Here is a 15,301-nt window from a genome sequence, read left to right on the forward strand (position 1 = left end):
GATGAGGGGACAGAGCACGCAGAAGGTACGCCGGGAGATTGGGGACGGAAAGCTCGGCGTGGTGGTGGACGGGAAGCTGGTAACGATCCTGCGAAGTGAAGTGAACGAGTACCTTGATGACTGGTTCTGGAGTGCATTCAGCCTGTGGTACCGCTATAAGCTTTTCGGCGCTCTTCCCTTCTCAGGGGGATGGGCGGAATTACCGGCTTTCATCATCGAGATCATAGAAACGGCAGAGGCCGCCTATAGGAACGGGTATGGGAACAGCACTCATTGATGAGTTAAAGATACTCCTTCGCGCAGAGACACGGACCGCGGTAAAGGCCATGCGCGATGCACAGAAACAAACCGACTCACTTGAAGGCCAGCTCAAGAGCCTTGCAACAGGGGCTGTGAAAAGTTTCGGAACCTATGCGGCCGCTGCACTGTCGATCAAGAAAGTCATCGATATCTCGAGGGAATCGGGCCAGGCGGCAAGTGACGCTCAGGAGACCATGAGTAAGTATGCGGTGGTCTTCGATGATGTGAGACAGGCAAGCATGGCAACGGCCAGCCAGCTTGCAGAGGACTTTGACCTTGCCTCCTCCACGGCTCAAAAGCTCCTCGGTAATACCGGGGACTTACTCACCGGCTTCGGTTTGAGTTCAGATGCTGCCTTAAAGCTCTCCGATACAACAAACCGGCTTGCCATCGACCTTGCAAGCTTTTCGAATGCTCAAGGGGGGGCTGCGGCGGTCAGTCATGCCCTGGTATCGGCGTTCTCCGGAGAGCGGGAGGCCTTAAAGAGCTACGGGATTGTGATCAACGAGGCCATGGTCAAAGAAAAGATGGCAGAGAACACGGCCAAGGGCTTAACCTTTGCCACCGAACAGCAGGCGAAGATCCAGGCCACCTTAGACCTTGCAACCGAGCAGTCGAAGAATGCCATCGGGGACTATGCGAGGACCTCAGACAGTGCGGCCAATGTGACGAGGGCCTTGGGGGAAGAGACCAAGCGGCTGAAAGAGAACTACGGAACTCTGGTCAATGAGGGGCTGACCCCGGCAAAGGCGTTCTTTCGTGACCTGCTTGATTCGATCAACGACAATATCGAGAAGAACCGAGAACTGTCGGCCGCCCTTGATGCGATCTACGGCAGAAGCGCGATAGGTGATTCCGTCGAAAGCCTGCAGCAGCTTGAGGCGGGCCTCCAGGACCTGAAAGAAAAAGAAGCTGCCCTGCAGGAGCTTGTCAAAAGCGGCAGGGGTGATGTGGCGGCCCAGGCGAAAGAGGCTCTATCCGGTATCCAGGGGCAGATTGAAAGGACCGAGCAGCTGATCCTTGCCTCCTCACGGTTTTTGTCGGCTCAGGAAGCAATCAGGCTCGAAGAAAAGCGATCCCTTGAGGCGGCGGCAAAGCTTGCAGCCGTTCGGGAGAAAGCTGCCAAAGACAACGAAACGGCGTTGAGTGAGCTTGCAAAGCGAGAGCTTGAAGCCATGGAGCCGAACGAGAAGCAATTGAGGCTCCTGCAGGATGAGATCGACAAGTGGGCTGCCGTTCGTGACGCCGGGGTGGCCGCCGGTCAGGATATGGCTGAGGTCCAAAGGCTCCTCAATGATCTTATCGATGAGCGAAACCGAAAGCTTTCGGAAGGCAAGACCAACTGGTCACAGCCGCTTGAAGGGCTCTCTGAGTGGGAACAAGAGTATAAGGACATTTTGAATGAAGCCTCCCTTGACCGGCAGCAGATGGAACGGGACGAGGAAGCCCGTCTTGCTGAGATACGGGAGAGCTTTGGAAAGAGCCAGCTGCAGGCCCGCCTTGATGAGATACGCCTGCAGGTGGATGCGGCCAAACAGGCCGGTGTGGATGAGGTGGATGTTGAGAAGTGGAAAACCGAGCAGATCATCCAGCTGTATGCCACAAGGGCCCAAGAGGCTATGGCCATCTACAACCAGCTAAGCGGCATGCTCTCTGATATCTACAGCCTCCAGGGGAATCTCTCGGATGCTGCGGCCGAGAAGGAAATTGCAAACCTCGACAACCAGATCGAGTTCAAGAAGGCGGCCGGGGAAACATACGAAGACCTTGAAGCCGAGAAGACGGAGAAAGAGGACAAGCTTGCGCGGAAGCAGTTCGAACGGGACAAGAAGAACAGGAAGAGTGAAACCATAGCATCGGGAGCACAGGCGGTTATCAATGCCTATGCATCCATGAACCCGATTGCAGCCTCGGCTATGGCCGCCGTCATTGCAGGACTGACCGCCCGCAAGGTGGCGCTGATCAATCAGCAGCAATACACGGGCCTTGCAGACGGCGGTATTGTGCCGGCACAAGGAGATGCCGGAGGGCTGTACCGGCTGGGGGACAAGAACAAAGCTGAGACGGTCATCCCCTTTGACATCCGGAACCTCAAAAGCGGCGGGACGACGGTACAGGTGCATGTGGATAATGTGTACGGTCCCGGAGGATCGGAGGCCTTTGCAAAGTACATCGTCCAGACGGTAAAGCGCGGCCAGTCATCCGGCCGTGTCGAGAAGTGGGGAGCCTGACGATGAGCTGGCAAATTCTCATTGATTACGGGGACGGCTGGGTCGATATCACCGGCTACGGGGGAGATAACCTTGTCAGGGACTCCCTGAAACTCACCGAGAAGCTTCATGACGATGATTTTAAGCCTGCTTTAGGTTCAGCCACGTTTTCTTGTACCCTCACCCCGGCCCTTAGTACCCGGCTTTTGCAGTGTACCGGTACCATCCCGTGTGAGATCTATCATGACGGGGTGATCTGGTTTCGCGGCTTCTCCCGGCCGGTGACCAAGTACAAGGTCACCGATAACGACCGAACCATCGACTTCGAGATCTATGACTATGGGTATCTGCTTGAATCCACCCTGCAGGACGACGTAATGATAACGGACGGGAAGATCTGTGACCCGGAAGACCCCGATCATTCGATCGTCCACCTCCTATTGTCCTCTGCAGGCTACCCTCAGCAGTACATCGGTATAAGCGAAACCATAGACGAGGTTATCCCGAAGCTCACCTTTGCTTCCGGCGACAGCTATGCGGACGATCTTGCGGCGATCCTCTGGGATTACCATCACCTCTACAATGTATCACCTAACGGGGTGATCGACATCTACGACTGGGCCGCCTCTTCCGTCGAAGCGGACGGGGCCTTCAGTGAACAGAATATCATAGGATCTCTGGAGGTTGAAAGAAAGGATTCTGAGGCCGACCAGGTACAGGTAACCTTCAATCAGTATGAGAAGCTTACCGGCCTTACCCTCTACTATGAGAAGGTCAGTCGATACGAATCGATAGAATCGGATAGTGGTCAGGATGCAGAAGGGCCTGGCCTCTGGCCGGCAGAGGGTCCCTACCGTTGTGACTACAACCTTGCCGTCGACAGTTCGAATTATGAAGTAGCGGCTGCAGAGAACCAAAGCGTCGAGGTTCATGGATACGTCCCCTTTAGCACGGGGTGGAGAATAACGTTTTTCGACTCGCTGTATATAGCCGGGGACCACTATCTTGATGTGGCACTACAGGAGCATGCAACCACCTATTCCGACCTGCAGTACAATCTCTCTGGCGGCCAGGTTATCAATGAGATCAAGATAACCGGCGACCTTCATATCATCTATAAGGACCAAAAGAAAACCTCCGTCTTTTCAGGGCCGAACAGCACGGGCATACTGAAAAAGTATTCTGCCACCTACCTGTATGACGATGAGGCTGCCTCTTTCCTTGCAAACGCTCTGTTCTCGTCGATTACGAACGGAAGACTTCATTACACGTTTAAAAGTCTTACCGAAAAGAGCCTTGGAAGCTACGTTACGGTGAGTTCCCTTTCCCTCGGAATCTCGACCCTCATCCGTATCACCGCCCGAAGCTGGGATGTTGAGACGGAGATCTGGGAATACGAGGGTGTGAGCGTGGCCCCGCTTGAAACCATCCTCGGGACGATTATTGCAGGGCAGATCGTGGTACCGACAAATCCGGATGAGGCGAAGAGTGTGGCCGAGCGGGTGGATGTGGGCCTTGAGTCGGACGGAAGCATCATACAGCCGGTCAACGGCAACCAGCTGGTGGATATCGACACCACGGTGGCAGGGCTCTATATGACGGCAAGCGCTCTGGGCTTCTTTGATGGAGAGGAGTGGACAGCAGTCATTAATAATGATGGTACCTGGTCCTTTCTCGGGGACGGGAATAACTACATCAAGTGGGACGGCTCACGTCTTGAGGTCCACGGGGACCTCTTTCTCTCCGGTGACTCAGAGCTTCGGGGGAAGATTACCGCAGGCAACGGTATTGAAAGTGACGACTACGAGCAGGGTGTTTCCGGCTGGAAGATTGGAGGGGACGGGGATGCCTTTTTTAACAACGTGTGGCTTCGTGGGGACCTGTACGGCATACTCCATGACCTGACTATCGATGGAAACCTGATTCTCTCAGACGGGGCGATTAAGGCGGGGGATACCATCCTCGATGCCTCGGGGATCAGAGCCAATGCGGGACGGGTCGGCAACTGGCTGCTCTCAGCTACCGCTATACGCTCGGATGAGGTGGGAAAAGCGAGGATAGAGCTTGATCCCGGGGACAACCGTATCGAGGTGTGGGGTTCAAACACAGCCGAGCCTCGGGTTGCCATGGGATACCTTGGGGGCTTATCCGATCCTTCGAACAGAGCAAAAAGCCTTGCCTCTACCATCTTCGGTTTCTGGACCGCCGACGGGGATTCGATTGAGATCAGGGGCGAGATGCGCCTTGTTAACGGTCAGTATGTGCTCCAGGATGATGCGGCTTTAGAGATCCAGGACAGTAGCACCGGTAAGGCTATCCTTCGGGTGGGATCAAACGCGGGGACTCAAGGGGTGCATTTCTTCGATGAGGCGGAAGCGCCTCTTCTGTCTCTGGTGGCCGATGGTATCAAGGCCGAAGCTTCAGACAGAACCCTTCATACTATCGTATTCAGCAAAGCCAGCTCTTCGTTTACCTCATATCCTTCCGGTATGCCGAATAAACGTGGGGTGTCATTGGAATCAGATGGGCTGATCATTATTGCAAAAGCAAAAGAGAATGTAGTCCTTGGATACATAGATGTTAATAAAAAAGTTTTTGACTGGATCGGGGACATCAATTTCGACATAGCAGGCAGCGGCGGAGTAAACCGGTATATCAAGGCCGACGGTCATATTGCGTTGACATTCCGTGTTGGCGACACCGAATCAGGGCTTGCGCTTGGGGAAGGGTTGAATCATATATCAGTCATACCTGCCATGATATGTAATTCAAATGTTATTGTTCGTCAATCAATGGATGTTTATCAGACGCTGACAGTTGGGAAGGATAAAGCAATCTTTCAGATCGACCCTGAGCATAATATTTTCACGTACAAGGGGGTATCGGTATTCGAGGCTTCTCACCCCATAGGCTCTCAGTACACACAATACGCCTCAAGCGCAAGTAACGACTTATCGGTTGCCTTCCCGAATAGCGAGTCCCCCGCTTACCTGTTTGGAGGGACCTGGGAGAAACTGTGGGACGGCGAAGGCATAGACTTTCATACCGAAGGTTACAACGGTTCAGGACGAACAAATGGGCTGATGCCCGATAATCTGCAATACCACTGGCACGCTGCTTATCAAGTGTTCGCTACCGTCGATGGGGGAAAATACAATGTCGGTCAAGCGATCAGCCCCACTTCAGGAACACAGAGAAATGTGGGTGGCCCCATATCGGACGGCACCCACGGAGCCCCACGGCTGGGCGAGCGGACCTCCGACCGCAACCGGCTCATGAGGATATGGAGGAGAATTGCATGAAAACCTATGCCGTAATAGATGGATCAATGATTACCACTGTGGTGCAAAGCGCCGATGAGGCGGCCAAGCTTGCAGAGCTGTTTCCGGAAAAAACCATCAAGGAGGTTCCTGCAGGGTTTACCGGAAACAAAGGCGATGATATCCGCTTCTTCGATGAGGATGGAAAGCGGCTTTCGATAGCAGCCGCAACAGAAGCCGGGCTTGTGCCTGAGGTCGGAGAACATGAGGCCGCTATTTGGGAAGGCGGTAGGTATGTGCTTACCCCTGACTATACCGGTGTTCCCTACTGGAAAAAGGCCACAGGAGCGGCGGTACACCTGTCCCTCGGCCGAAAGCCCGATGAGAGTATGACCGATATAGAGCCTTCGGACCCGCAGGCCGTGTGGAACGAAACGGGCTGGACAGTTCCCGAGGAGGTGCTCTCCGAACGGGTTCGCTTAGAACGAGACAGGCTGCTTTCAGAAAGCGACTACATCATGATGGCCGACTATCCCCTTACCGACAAATCGGACTGGAAAGCCTACCGGCAGGCTCTCAGGGACATTCCATTGCAGCCAGGCTTCCCTCAGGAGATTTCCTGGCCACAGGCACCGGAAAAAAGGAGTTAAGCCAATGGGCGATAACGACAAAATCGATATGGTCTTAAGCATTGTGACGGAACAAGGCCGGGACATCAAAGAGATCAACAGTAAGCTCACCGACTTTTTCATCAACCGGGAAAGTACGTGCCCTGTTGAGAAACGCCATGAGAAGAAGATTGAGTACCGAACAGTCATTGTCGGAATGGTGTGCGGTCTTGGTGGTTCGATTATCGGGGGATTACTCCCCGTTGTTTTGGGAGGGTGATATGTATTATCAAAACAGTATTGAGATGCCGGAGCGGGTACAGAAATGGGGATGCTACGCTACCGTAATTTCTGCGGCAGTAGCAGGAAGGACAAAACGTTCTATCTCACAAGAGGATTTTGTTAATTGTGTGATTGAGTCGGAACGCCGTCGATACCTGACTGAGGACCCGGAGGCGCCTGGAACCTTTATGTATGTGGCAGACCCGACAGGGATCTTCCGCCTCTTCGGCCTGAATGTACGCTACCTCGGGAAAAAAGACGCGGACTATATATGCCAGCCGAACGAGATAGAAATACTCTTGTGGCGACGGTGGAATGAAAAAACGCGCAAGTACATCTACCATTTCACCCTGGGTAACGGCCGTGGCATGACCGTCTATGATCCATGGGCTCCATTCAGCAAGACTGCAAGCGAGGGGGAACTTCGGTCGAAGCGCATCTTTCTCGATCTTGGAGAAGTAGCGGCATGAAAAAGCTCATCGTAAAGCTGTGGAAGGCTCTGGGAGAGAAAGGAAAGGTGGCGACAATCATCGGTTTCCTTTTTGCCTTCCCGGTGAACATCAAGTTTGTCATCGACTACTTCTCCGGGATCTTTTACTCAAGGGGACAGATGGAAATGGCCCTTGTTACCAATGTGCTGGCCATGGTGTGGCTGATCCTGCCGTCGGTTATTTCCATTCATAGCCCGAAGATCAGTATCGAGGTAAAGGATTGAGATGCGCAAAATTATTAGCATTATCCTTACTCTTTTTGTGTGTTTTTCCGCCGGCTTCCTCCTGGGCACTTACCGCTCAGGAGGCGGCGATAGTGGACGAGCTGCAGAGTACGATAGTCGAGGCAAAAAGCGAGATACAGAGTATCAAGCACTCAGCGATGAGTATGAGCGAGCAGTTGAGGCTTACGAGGGAGAGCTCGCAGAGCTTCGAAAAGAGGTGGCAGGCTACCAGCGAGAAGCTGGAGGACTTACAGAGCGAATCGGAGGAGCGCAAAACGAAAGTGTCGGCATTGCAGAGCGAGCGGGACGGGCTGAGGACGGACTATCAAGAGCTCTTGATCTATTGCGAAGGCTTAGAGAGGCGGAACCGGCGGCAGGGAATGGCCCTTAAAGCCGGGGGCTCTGCCCTGGCTCTCTCTATCATCGTCAATGTGCTGCAGACTGTGTTTTGATTGGTGTGTTTGGTGGAGTATAGGAGTTGAACCCTTCGCATGGCAGAATTATAATACTCCCAAGTCATTTCGTTGGTTATCTGCATGAATTTCATGTTGATAAAGGAAGTTATATGTAATGCTCTTTTTCTCAGATTTCCTTTAAAAAAAGGCATCATGATGTAAATAGTTACATAACGTATTGACTTCTTTATCGTGATGCATTATGTTACATCATGAAAGCGGTTTTAAAAAAACCTAAAGGAGTCAAATATGGAAACAGTAACAGTAACTTTCAGCATAGAAAAACCAGATTTAGCCGATTATAATCAGCTATACCCGAAAATGCCTTGTAATACCGAAAAGAAGCAAAATCTTTTTGAAGTCATTACAGATGCAAGGAACATTTGTGGTGCATTGCAATTCACAGAATCTACAGGTTCATCACCTGTTGCTTTTTATGAAAAACAAATTCAGTCAATGATTGATTCGGGAACTCTTTCTGAACTAGATTGGAATGAGAAACAGTTTGTAGGAACATCAACGAGTGTCGTTATGCAAAGCAATGGTTGGAATAAAACTGGCCGAAAACAAAGATTCTCAAAAGGGATCTTTAAAAGTGCAGAACTTTATTCGCGATAGGGCATTTACCAAGGGTATTTCTTAATTCTCTGGTTGTTTTTCTATACCGCGCGAAAAAGAACACTACATATAACAGCGAATATGCGGTTCCGCTTCGCTGCACCCAAATGCGGCGTTGCCGCACTTCGCATATTTCTGAAACGTTAGATGTAATAAATGTTGGACATTATTGAGGAACAAATGGGGCAAGCACTTACAGAAAAAGAAAATGAACTTTATAAAAGGATTGATGAAGTTACTCATTATATTTGGGATCCTATTGGCGTGAATGGCTGTCCTGGTGCAAGAGATGAGTATTATTCATATTTACCCAAGATTTTCGAGCTTGCCCAAAAAGAGAATTCAGAATCTGAAATTGCAGAATATCTAAATTATGTACAATCTGAGAGAATGGGTCTTAAATCTGACATAAAAAGATGCAAGGAGATTGCTTCCATAATTATTGACTGGAGCGAAAATCTTGGAATATTGGGGTCTTAACCAACCCCGACATTTACTACATCTAACAGCGAATATACGCTGCGGCTTCGCCTTGGCCTTCGCCATATTATGCTGCCAAAAACATCATATAAAACCAGAACGTTAAGCATAGTATGTATTTATTCTCTATTCAAAAAGAACGTTATGGTATTGTTGCTTTCGATAAATCTGATCCATTCGACTATATTATAACCTTACAAGTAAGGAAGAATCCTGATAGATTGAGGTCAATCACCATGAGAGGGGGAGCCCGTTTTGCCTAATAAAATAAACAGTTTCCTGGACGTCCTAAAGGCTGGTGCCTTAGTTTTGTTCTCCGGGATTATATATGCAGTTGCTATCAAGTACTTCATCATGCCATCAAAAGTCATAATGACCGGATCAGAAGGAATTGCTTTAGCGACATCTTATTTTTATAGCTCAGAGCGACTATTTGTTCTCTTATACGCAATTTTCCAAACAGCGCTCATCATTTTTTCTTTTGTAAAAATCGGATGGATATTCAGCACCAAGACTATACTGACAATACTGACGATCATTGTGCTTCTCCTTATCTTACCGGATATCAAAGTGGCATCGCCAGAGCCAGAGAATGAGCGTCTCCTCCTTGTGCTCTTTGGTGCTATCATTGCTGGGATTGGGAAAGTCGTCTCGTTTCTTAATCGTGGCTCTACTGGAGATGAAGATATCGTCAGTGTTTACTTTTCAGAAAAACTGAGAAAACCAGTTGGTAAAATCAGTATTTTCGCCGGCGTTATTTCTACCGTTTATGGTTTGATTCTTAATTTTGTCAATTCCCACGATATTTCTATTGTGGCCAATACGCTGATCTATACAGTTATCTACATTTTTGTTGGTGCATTTACGGTCAACACCATATACAAAAGGTACAGATACTCCAATATCATGATTAATTCGGAAAATCCTGAAGAGGTTATCAAAATTATCAAGTCCATATTGCCAGAGCGAACTTATACAAGGATCAGTGGGACTGGTGGGTATTCCAGCAAGGAGAGAACCTTGATATCGATTATTGTAACCCAGGAAGAACTTCCCCAGATAATCCGTTCCATAGAGCAGATGGAGGGGAACTACTTTCTTTATCACTCAGAAATAGATGGAATCAAAGGTCGTTTTACATATTCCAAAATACGATGAAAATTGGATTCTTGCTTCAGTAAGAGAATCGTAATATACCCATAATCATTTGACACGGGTACTAAGCTTAACAGCTGTTGATACGCTCCGGCGATACAAAATATACTCGCTTGACAAATGGCGATGCTTTGCCGGGGAGCTATGCCCCGGCTTTGCTTGTCAAAAAGTTTTTCTGAGCTTCCGCGATTTGCCGTAAATCCTCCGGCAAATAATCGGTATAATGGTCGGTCATTTCCTGCGAGTCGTGTCCGGTGAATTTCCGTATCACATCGTCAGATACTCCGTTATGACGTAGCAGGGTATTGAAAAATCGCCGAGCTGAATGGAAAGTTATATTCCTTCCTTCTCGCTCTATTCCCATCTCGTCCATTCTCTTGTACATCCACTCTCGCAGCCGGTTCGCCGTGAGCGGTGTTTCTTGCCGCGGGTGATGCGAGAATACGAAGCGCTCAGGGCCTGTCATATAGCAATTAAGCTCTTCTCTCAGCTCTGGCATAATTGGGATTTCCCTTATACCTTTATCTTTCACCGGAGTTCGCTTTTTAAGCTTGCTGTGGTACTGCTTTGAGATTTGGAGATAAGAGAGTGTGACTGTTTTATCTCCCCGGACAATCTCAGAGTCAATCACATCATCGGTGAAAAGTCCGCATACTTCGCCGATTCGCAAGCCAGCCATAAAAGCAACTTTCATCGCTGTATAGTAGATTCGATCTTTGTCGCTTGATATTCCCGAGTCTTCGAGAAGCTTTTCCACTTCATCTATACTCAAGGCTCCGTATCTATTCTTGTCGACCGATAAAGGCCTGACCATGCGCCAGGGATTGAAATATGCCGCTGTCGTGTCCCGCATCTTCTGGATCCGTTCGTACTCTCCAAGGATGGTTGAGTAGACGCTTTTCCAGTTGTTCGCTGTTTTATGACTCACCTGGTTAGCCCACTTGAACAGAAGGTCCTCGCAGTCCAGCGGGGTGATTTTCTCAATCGGTTTGTCTCCGTGGTATGGAAGGATATGGTCTCTGGTTATCTGGGTAGCTCCGTTGCAGTAGTTCTCTGTTATCCCTGGTTTTTCTTTCGAAGAGCGGGCGAGAATTGCCCGGACGTAGCTACTACGCCTATAATCCCAGAAGTACCGACTCTCTACCCATTGGGCAAGAGTTACGACCTTTTCCTTTGAAAGGCGGTTTTTCTCAAGTAGCTCCTGACAGTAAGCAACTGCTTCTTTGCGGCTTTTGACTTCATCTTTCTTTCGTGTGTAGCCAATCCCGGTGCTTTTCGCCGGTAGACGCTTGCCGTCAGTTCCGTATGCTTGATAATACCAGACTGTCTTGTTCTTGAGTGTTCGTGGAAACAGGATGTATTCGTTGTCTCTAAATCTTGCCATAATACCTCCGGCAGGGCAGATATTGAACCTATTCTGCTTACATATCTGCTTACACTGGATGTATCATAACTCTAAATACTTAATATATCAATATTTAGGCATGGAGGTGGCGGGAATCGAACCCGCGTCCTACCGGGCAACCCACAAGTATCTACAAGCTTAGTTTTGTCTTGACTTTCGGCAGACATACGGTGACAAAACAAACCACAGCCGACCTAAGACTGATAAAATGTCCCCTTTAGGCCACAGCCGAACAAAAAGGGTAAGTCCCACTTTCTTACAAGCTACCGTATCCCTAAGGACATCGTGATACGGGCCCGTAGCCGACTTACGCGGCTAATGCGTAATCTGCGTCGTTGGCAGTTATACAGTTTGCCCTGGATTAAGGAGGAGAAGGGCACCTCCGCTTGCAACCGGTGAGTGTACATCCGACAGTCGAAACCGGAACACCCCCCTATAACCTGTTTGAAAATACACCGCTTGGCCGAGAAAATCAAGTAGCGGGAAAAAAGAATTGCCCTTCCTTAGACTTTTGCATACGTTATAACTGGTATGAACGCTATCAAAGACGGTAACTTTGCGGAGTGTGAGCTTGTCATCAATCCAAGCCGTTATCCGCAATATGCAAAGCTTTTGCGAAAAATTCTGCGTCATTCGAATTTTGCACGAATCATAGAAAGCGAAAGTCGAGACCATTTCATACGCTGCATCCGAGAATTCAGGCAGGGAGACAGACGCTATCTCCTGGTTTGGGGAGGTGACGGTACCGCACACGACACCATAAATACCCTTGTGGATCGGAGTGAACAACTGTGTAGCGACAGTGCGCCTCGCAATAATGCCCAGGCCTTCGGCTTTCTACGGGGAGGCAGCGGCAACGGTATACAGGACTCCTATGAGGTGCCCTTTCGACTCAAACGCCAGCTCATGACCTACGCCGAAAGCGTGGCAAATAATTATGTCGAACCGGTAGACCTTTTATCGGTAACAAGTTTTGAATCCGGACAAGAACATGTTGAATATGGGCAATTGGTGGGATTAGGTTTCGATGCAAAAGTCCTTGAATATCGTAATCAAAAAGTTCGACAAAGCGGTAAACAAGCGGGACATCCTCGTCCGGGCTTGTTGAACTATTTCATGGCCGCTTTACAAACCTTCAGGGAAGGCTTTGACGAACGCCCGTTGAGCATTATCCTCTCGGATGGAAAATATGCCTTCCGCGGGTATCGGGTCAATGCGGAATTCCCTTTCGAGCACTTGGAACGAAAAACGCCGGTTCCCATGCTGGAGGTGGGGACCCGGCCCTATTACGGAAAGCTCTTCAAGGTCTGCCCCGACGTCGTCTGCAACGACGGAAAAATCGATCTTTATCTATTTAATTTCCAGGACCACCTTTCAATCGTGAAAAACAGCATCCTCCTTTGGAAGGGCGAACACGATAAAATCAACAAAAAATTAATAAAAAAGGGTAAACCCGTAATAGAACGCTATGAACTTTCATCTGTGCTCATTCGTGGCTCCTATCCATTCCGCTACCACATCGACGGAGAACTAAAAAATGCAGGCCCGGATCCAACAGGGGATGGCTATTCAATCAAGGTGACGGTCTGTCCAAAAGCGATGCGCTTCCTGGTTCCCGGAACCTTTTATAGGAAATTTCATCCGGACTTTTCCGAATAACATAAATGTTGCGTAGGCTCAAAAGGCTATCTGTCCCGAATATCCCGATCAGCGTCTCGGCGGAGGTCTCTCTGCTTTATAGCATCCCGTTTGTCGTGTAGCTTTTTACCCTTGCCTAAGCCCATTTCCACCTTTACCCGACCATGTTTCAGATAAAATCGTAAAGGCACCAAGGTAAAGCCTTTTTCATCCACTTTCCGACGAAGCTTCTCGATTTCCCGTTTATGGGCAAGTAGGCGCCTATTACGGTCGGGGTCATGATTGTAAATATTTCCGAAGGCGTAGGGACTAATATGAAGACCGCAGAGGTAAAATTGCCCCCTTTCTATCTTTCCATAGGCATCGGTAAAGGAGAATTTTCCGGTGCGAAGCGACTTAACCTCGGTCCCCTTGAGCTCTATACCGCATTCAAGCGTCTCCTCGATTGTGTAGAGAAATCGAGCCTTTCGATTGTTGGCCAGCTGCTTTATGCCGTTATCGTCCATGTGTTCCTTTTTCTCCGTTACTGACCCGTCGGTTTTGCCGCAATGATCGGACGAAATCCGAGGAAAGGGGTACACCATTGCGGTTCCTGACTAGCCTTTTCATATATCGAGACAAGATCGCTTCGATTAGCCCAGCTGCCGCCTCTCACAACACGCTCGGCCCCCTTCCAGCCCTTCGGAAGATCAAGTGCCACTCCCGAAGCCTGGTAGATCCGATCGAGGGGAAGGTACCAGTTGGCCGTCCACTCCCAAAGATTGCCTTCAAGATCCGCGATCCCCAATTTCCCCTGTCGCTCAAAACGTGCAGGCAGAACCTGCGCTTCCGTATCGGCAAATACGGCCCTCGGGGTTCCGTTTCGCAAAGCGGCAAGTTCCCATTCCGTCTCACTGGGGAGTCGGACCTCCCAGCTATCACGCATGGAAGCGGGAAGTGTATCTTCCAACCATTGACAAAATGCTTGGGCGGCAAACCAGCTTACCCCAGAAAGAGGGGTATCATCGGGCAGGTCGTGGAATTTTCCTCCCGCAGCCCAATCCGAAAGATATTCCTCGTCTGCCACTCCTGAGGCCATAAGATCATCACGTTTCTCCGGAATCCATTCGGGATGATCACGCAAAAAGGCTCGATAGTCTCCAACGGTGACCTCTCGTGTGGCCATGTAAAAACCTGATACCGAAGCCTTGATAGGAAGGCTAGTACGAGCGGCCCGATCGAAGGGAAGGGTGGGACCGGTCGTCGAAGGATCACCGGCCATAAAGCTTCCTCCGGAGACAGAAGCGAAACGGATTCCGCCGAGGTTCAGGCTCGATGGTTCGGGCCTCGGCTCATCACTGAGGATTGTTCCTCCGGCATGATTCATATCAGGATAGTTCAGCCGTATGGCCTCCGGTTTTTCCTCCTTTCCGAAGGAAAGCGCCAGCAGCCCCGGATCAACGCCTGTAGCTTCGGCCGCCTCTTGTATTAAGAGAGAAAGGCCTTCACGTTCTGAAGCAAATTCGATTCCATCATGTTTTTTCAGAAGGATAAAGGCGTGATAGAAATCGTGAAGTATCGTTTCATTGCTAATATTGGGTGTGAGCCTGTATAACATATCATACAAATCCTCGGTCGAGAGCGTGCCGATTTTTACCATATCGGAGAAAACAGGGGTAATGAGCGGAGGGGCCTGATAATTTTCACGATAGGTGTCGATAAGGGCGTAGCCTGAAAGCTGAGAAAAAAGATCGGCAAAAACCTCATCGCTGTCAACTACGCGATATTGTATCTCATGGTGTGATTTTTTGGGAATAAAAAGAGAAGCGAAGAGCCGTCCTCCGGTTATCAGTTCCTGTTCATCAAACTGATATCCCTTCTTTTTCAAGATCAGGCTATGCGATCCTTTTTTAATGAAATCCGTAAGGGGAGTAGCACCTATATAACGGCCATCCAGCAAAACCGCAGCACCAGGGGGGAGCGAATCAATGGTAACCTTTTCACCGGGATTTTTTATACCGGGAAGGAGGAGCAGTACAAAGAGTAGTGCGATTACAACCAACGCGTAGATCACCGAAAGATATACACCAGGACGGATCCCGAATACCTTCGGCAGTTTTACTTCCACCGGTTTCTCATCCGGCCCTTTTTCACCTTTCATGGCACAAGAGTATCTGTCGACTGTGAGCTTGTCAA

At 49.6% G+C, this 15,301-nt stretch carries 15 protein-coding genes and 1 other RNA gene; 12 read left to right on the forward strand and 4 right to left on the reverse strand.

The features are described 5' to 3' along the window. The first annotated feature begins 1 nt into the window (after position 1). The 11 genes from SPIRS_RS10090 to SPIRS_RS10140 all read left to right on the forward strand — a co-directional run bounded on the left by SPIRS_RS10090 (position 2) and on the right by SPIRS_RS10140 (position 10,086). Positions 2–277, forward strand: a complete 276-nt coding sequence (locus SPIRS_RS10090) for a hypothetical protein (RefSeq protein WP_013254582.1) — start codon at positions 2–4, stop codon at positions 275–277. After that, on the forward strand, positions 258–2,531 hold the full coding sequence (locus SPIRS_RS10095) for a coiled-coil domain-containing protein (protein WP_013254583.1): 2,274 nt from the start codon (positions 258–260) through the stop codon (positions 2,529–2,531). Before SPIRS_RS10090 ends, SPIRS_RS10095 begins: the two co-directional genes overlap by 20 nt. Positions 2,532–2,533: 2 nt before the next feature. Beyond that, positions 2,534–5,812, forward strand: coding sequence for a hypothetical protein (locus SPIRS_RS10100; protein WP_013254584.1), 3,279 nt, complete (start codon positions 2,534–2,536; stop codon positions 5,810–5,812). Beyond that, positions 5,809–6,420 carry a tail fiber assembly protein gene (locus tag SPIRS_RS10105; protein ID WP_013254585.1) on the forward strand — a complete coding sequence of 204 codons (612 nt, stop codon included), beginning with the start codon at positions 5,809–5,811 and terminating at the stop codon, positions 6,418–6,420. Before SPIRS_RS10100 ends, SPIRS_RS10105 begins: the two co-directional genes overlap by 4 nt. 4 nt (positions 6,421–6,424) lie before the next feature. Continuing rightward, positions 6,425–6,658, forward strand: a complete 234-nt coding sequence (locus tag SPIRS_RS10110) for a hypothetical protein (RefSeq protein WP_013254586.1) — start codon at positions 6,425–6,427, stop codon at positions 6,656–6,658. A 1-nt stretch (position 6,659) separates the two neighbouring features. Beyond that, positions 6,660–7,130 (forward strand): DUF261 family protein, encoded by a 471-nt coding sequence (locus SPIRS_RS10115; RefSeq protein ID WP_013254587.1) that lies wholly within the window; start codon positions 6,660–6,662, stop codon positions 7,128–7,130. Continuing rightward, complete coding sequence (locus SPIRS_RS10120; protein WP_013254588.1) at positions 7,127–7,375, forward strand: hypothetical protein; 249 nt, start codon at positions 7,127–7,129, stop codon at positions 7,373–7,375. Before SPIRS_RS10115 ends, SPIRS_RS10120 begins: the two co-directional genes overlap by 4 nt. A gap of 1 nt (position 7,376) precedes the next feature. After that, positions 7,377–7,766, forward strand: a complete 390-nt coding sequence (locus SPIRS_RS10125) for a hypothetical protein (RefSeq protein ID WP_013254589.1) — start codon at positions 7,377–7,379, stop codon at positions 7,764–7,766. A 313-nt stretch (positions 7,767–8,079) separates the two neighbouring features. Further along, entirely contained in the window at positions 8,080–8,448 is a 369-nt protein-coding gene (locus tag SPIRS_RS10130; protein ID WP_013254590.1) for a hypothetical protein, read from the forward strand. A gap of 180 nt (positions 8,449–8,628) precedes the next feature. Next, a complete protein-coding gene (locus SPIRS_RS10135) occupies positions 8,629–8,928 on the forward strand; it encodes a hypothetical protein (RefSeq protein ID WP_013254591.1) in 300 nt (99 codons plus the stop codon). Between the two features lie 255 nt (positions 8,929–9,183). Then, positions 9,184–10,086 carry a YitT family protein gene (locus SPIRS_RS10140; protein WP_013254592.1) on the forward strand — a complete coding sequence of 301 codons (903 nt, stop codon included), beginning with the start codon at positions 9,184–9,186 and terminating at the stop codon, positions 10,084–10,086. Positions 10,087–10,225: 139 nt separating this feature from the next. Here the strand turns inward: SPIRS_RS10140 and SPIRS_RS10145 are convergent, their stop codons facing one another. Then, positions 10,226–11,467 (reverse strand): tyrosine-type recombinase/integrase, encoded by a 1,242-nt coding sequence (locus SPIRS_RS10145; protein WP_013254593.1) that lies wholly within the window; start codon positions 11,465–11,467, stop codon positions 10,226–10,228. A 98-nt stretch (positions 11,468–11,565) separates the two neighbouring features. After that, positions 11,566–11,921: a transfer-messenger RNA gene (gene ssrA / locus SPIRS_RS21985) on the reverse strand. A gap of 98 nt (positions 11,922–12,019) precedes the next feature. Between ssrA and SPIRS_RS10150 the strand changes: the two genes are divergently transcribed. Next, on the forward strand, positions 12,020–13,147 hold the full coding sequence (locus SPIRS_RS10150) for a diacylglycerol/lipid kinase family protein (protein ID WP_013254594.1): 1,128 nt from the start codon (positions 12,020–12,022) through the stop codon (positions 13,145–13,147). Between the two features lie 26 nt (positions 13,148–13,173). Here SPIRS_RS10150 and smpB read toward each other — a convergent pair whose 3' ends face one another. Beyond that, positions 13,174–13,632: an SsrA-binding protein SmpB gene (smpB, locus tag SPIRS_RS10155; RefSeq protein ID WP_041866042.1), complete on the reverse strand. Its 459-nt coding sequence runs from the start codon at positions 13,630–13,632 to the stop codon at positions 13,174–13,176. Between the two features lie 17 nt (positions 13,633–13,649). After that, the gene (locus tag SPIRS_RS10160) at positions 13,650–15,266 is read right to left on the reverse strand and encodes an SUMF1/EgtB/PvdO family nonheme iron enzyme (RefSeq protein ID WP_013254596.1); all 1,617 of its coding nucleotides are present in this window, start codon (positions 15,264–15,266) and stop codon (positions 13,650–13,652) included. Between the last annotated feature and the right edge of the window lie 35 nt (positions 15,267–15,301).

Origin of the sequence: Sediminispirochaeta smaragdinae DSM 11293 (assembly GCF_000143985.1) — a bacterium.
GTDB classification, from domain to species: domain Bacteria; phylum Spirochaetota; class Spirochaetia; order DSM-16054; family Sediminispirochaetaceae; genus Sediminispirochaeta; species Sediminispirochaeta smaragdinae.

What these genes read in the sequence shown, in the direction of transcription:
- SPIRS_RS10090 (WP_013254582.1), top strand. Translation starts at nt 2, where the DNA reads ATGAGGGGACAGAGCACGCAGAAGGTACGCCGGGAGATTGGGGACGGA.
- SPIRS_RS10095 (WP_013254583.1), top strand. Translation starts at nt 258, where the DNA reads ATGGGAACAGCACTCATTGATGAGTTAAAGATACTCCTTCGCGCAGAG.
- SPIRS_RS10100 (WP_013254584.1), top strand. Translation starts at nt 2,534, where the DNA reads ATGAGCTGGCAAATTCTCATTGATTACGGGGACGGCTGGGTCGATATC.
- SPIRS_RS10105 (WP_013254585.1), top strand. Translation starts at nt 5,809, where the DNA reads ATGAAAACCTATGCCGTAATAGATGGATCAATGATTACCACTGTGGTG.
- SPIRS_RS10110 (WP_013254586.1), top strand. Translation starts at nt 6,425, where the DNA reads ATGGGCGATAACGACAAAATCGATATGGTCTTAAGCATTGTGACGGAA.
- SPIRS_RS10115 (WP_013254587.1), top strand. Translation starts at nt 6,660, where the DNA reads ATGTATTATCAAAACAGTATTGAGATGCCGGAGCGGGTACAGAAATGG.
- SPIRS_RS10120 (WP_013254588.1), top strand. Translation starts at nt 7,127, where the DNA reads ATGAAAAAGCTCATCGTAAAGCTGTGGAAGGCTCTGGGAGAGAAAGGA.
- SPIRS_RS10125 (WP_013254589.1), top strand. Translation starts at nt 7,377, where the DNA reads ATGCGCAAAATTATTAGCATTATCCTTACTCTTTTTGTGTGTTTTTCC.
- SPIRS_RS10130 (WP_013254590.1), top strand. Translation starts at nt 8,080, where the DNA reads ATGGAAACAGTAACAGTAACTTTCAGCATAGAAAAACCAGATTTAGCC.
- SPIRS_RS10135 (WP_013254591.1), top strand. Translation starts at nt 8,629, where the DNA reads ATGGGGCAAGCACTTACAGAAAAAGAAAATGAACTTTATAAAAGGATT.
- SPIRS_RS10145 (WP_013254593.1), bottom strand. Translation starts at nt 11,467, where the DNA reads ATGGCAAGATTTAGAGACAACGAATACATCCTGTTTCCACGAACACTC.
- SPIRS_RS10150 (WP_013254594.1), top strand. Translation starts at nt 12,020, where the DNA reads ATGAACGCTATCAAAGACGGTAACTTTGCGGAGTGTGAGCTTGTCATC.
- smpB (WP_041866042.1), bottom strand. Translation starts at nt 13,632, where the DNA reads ATGGACGATAACGGCATAAAGCAGCTGGCCAACAATCGAAAGGCTCGA.
- SPIRS_RS10160 (WP_013254596.1), bottom strand. Translation starts at nt 15,266, where the DNA reads ATGAAAGGTGAAAAAGGGCCGGATGAGAAACCGGTGGAAGTAAAACTG.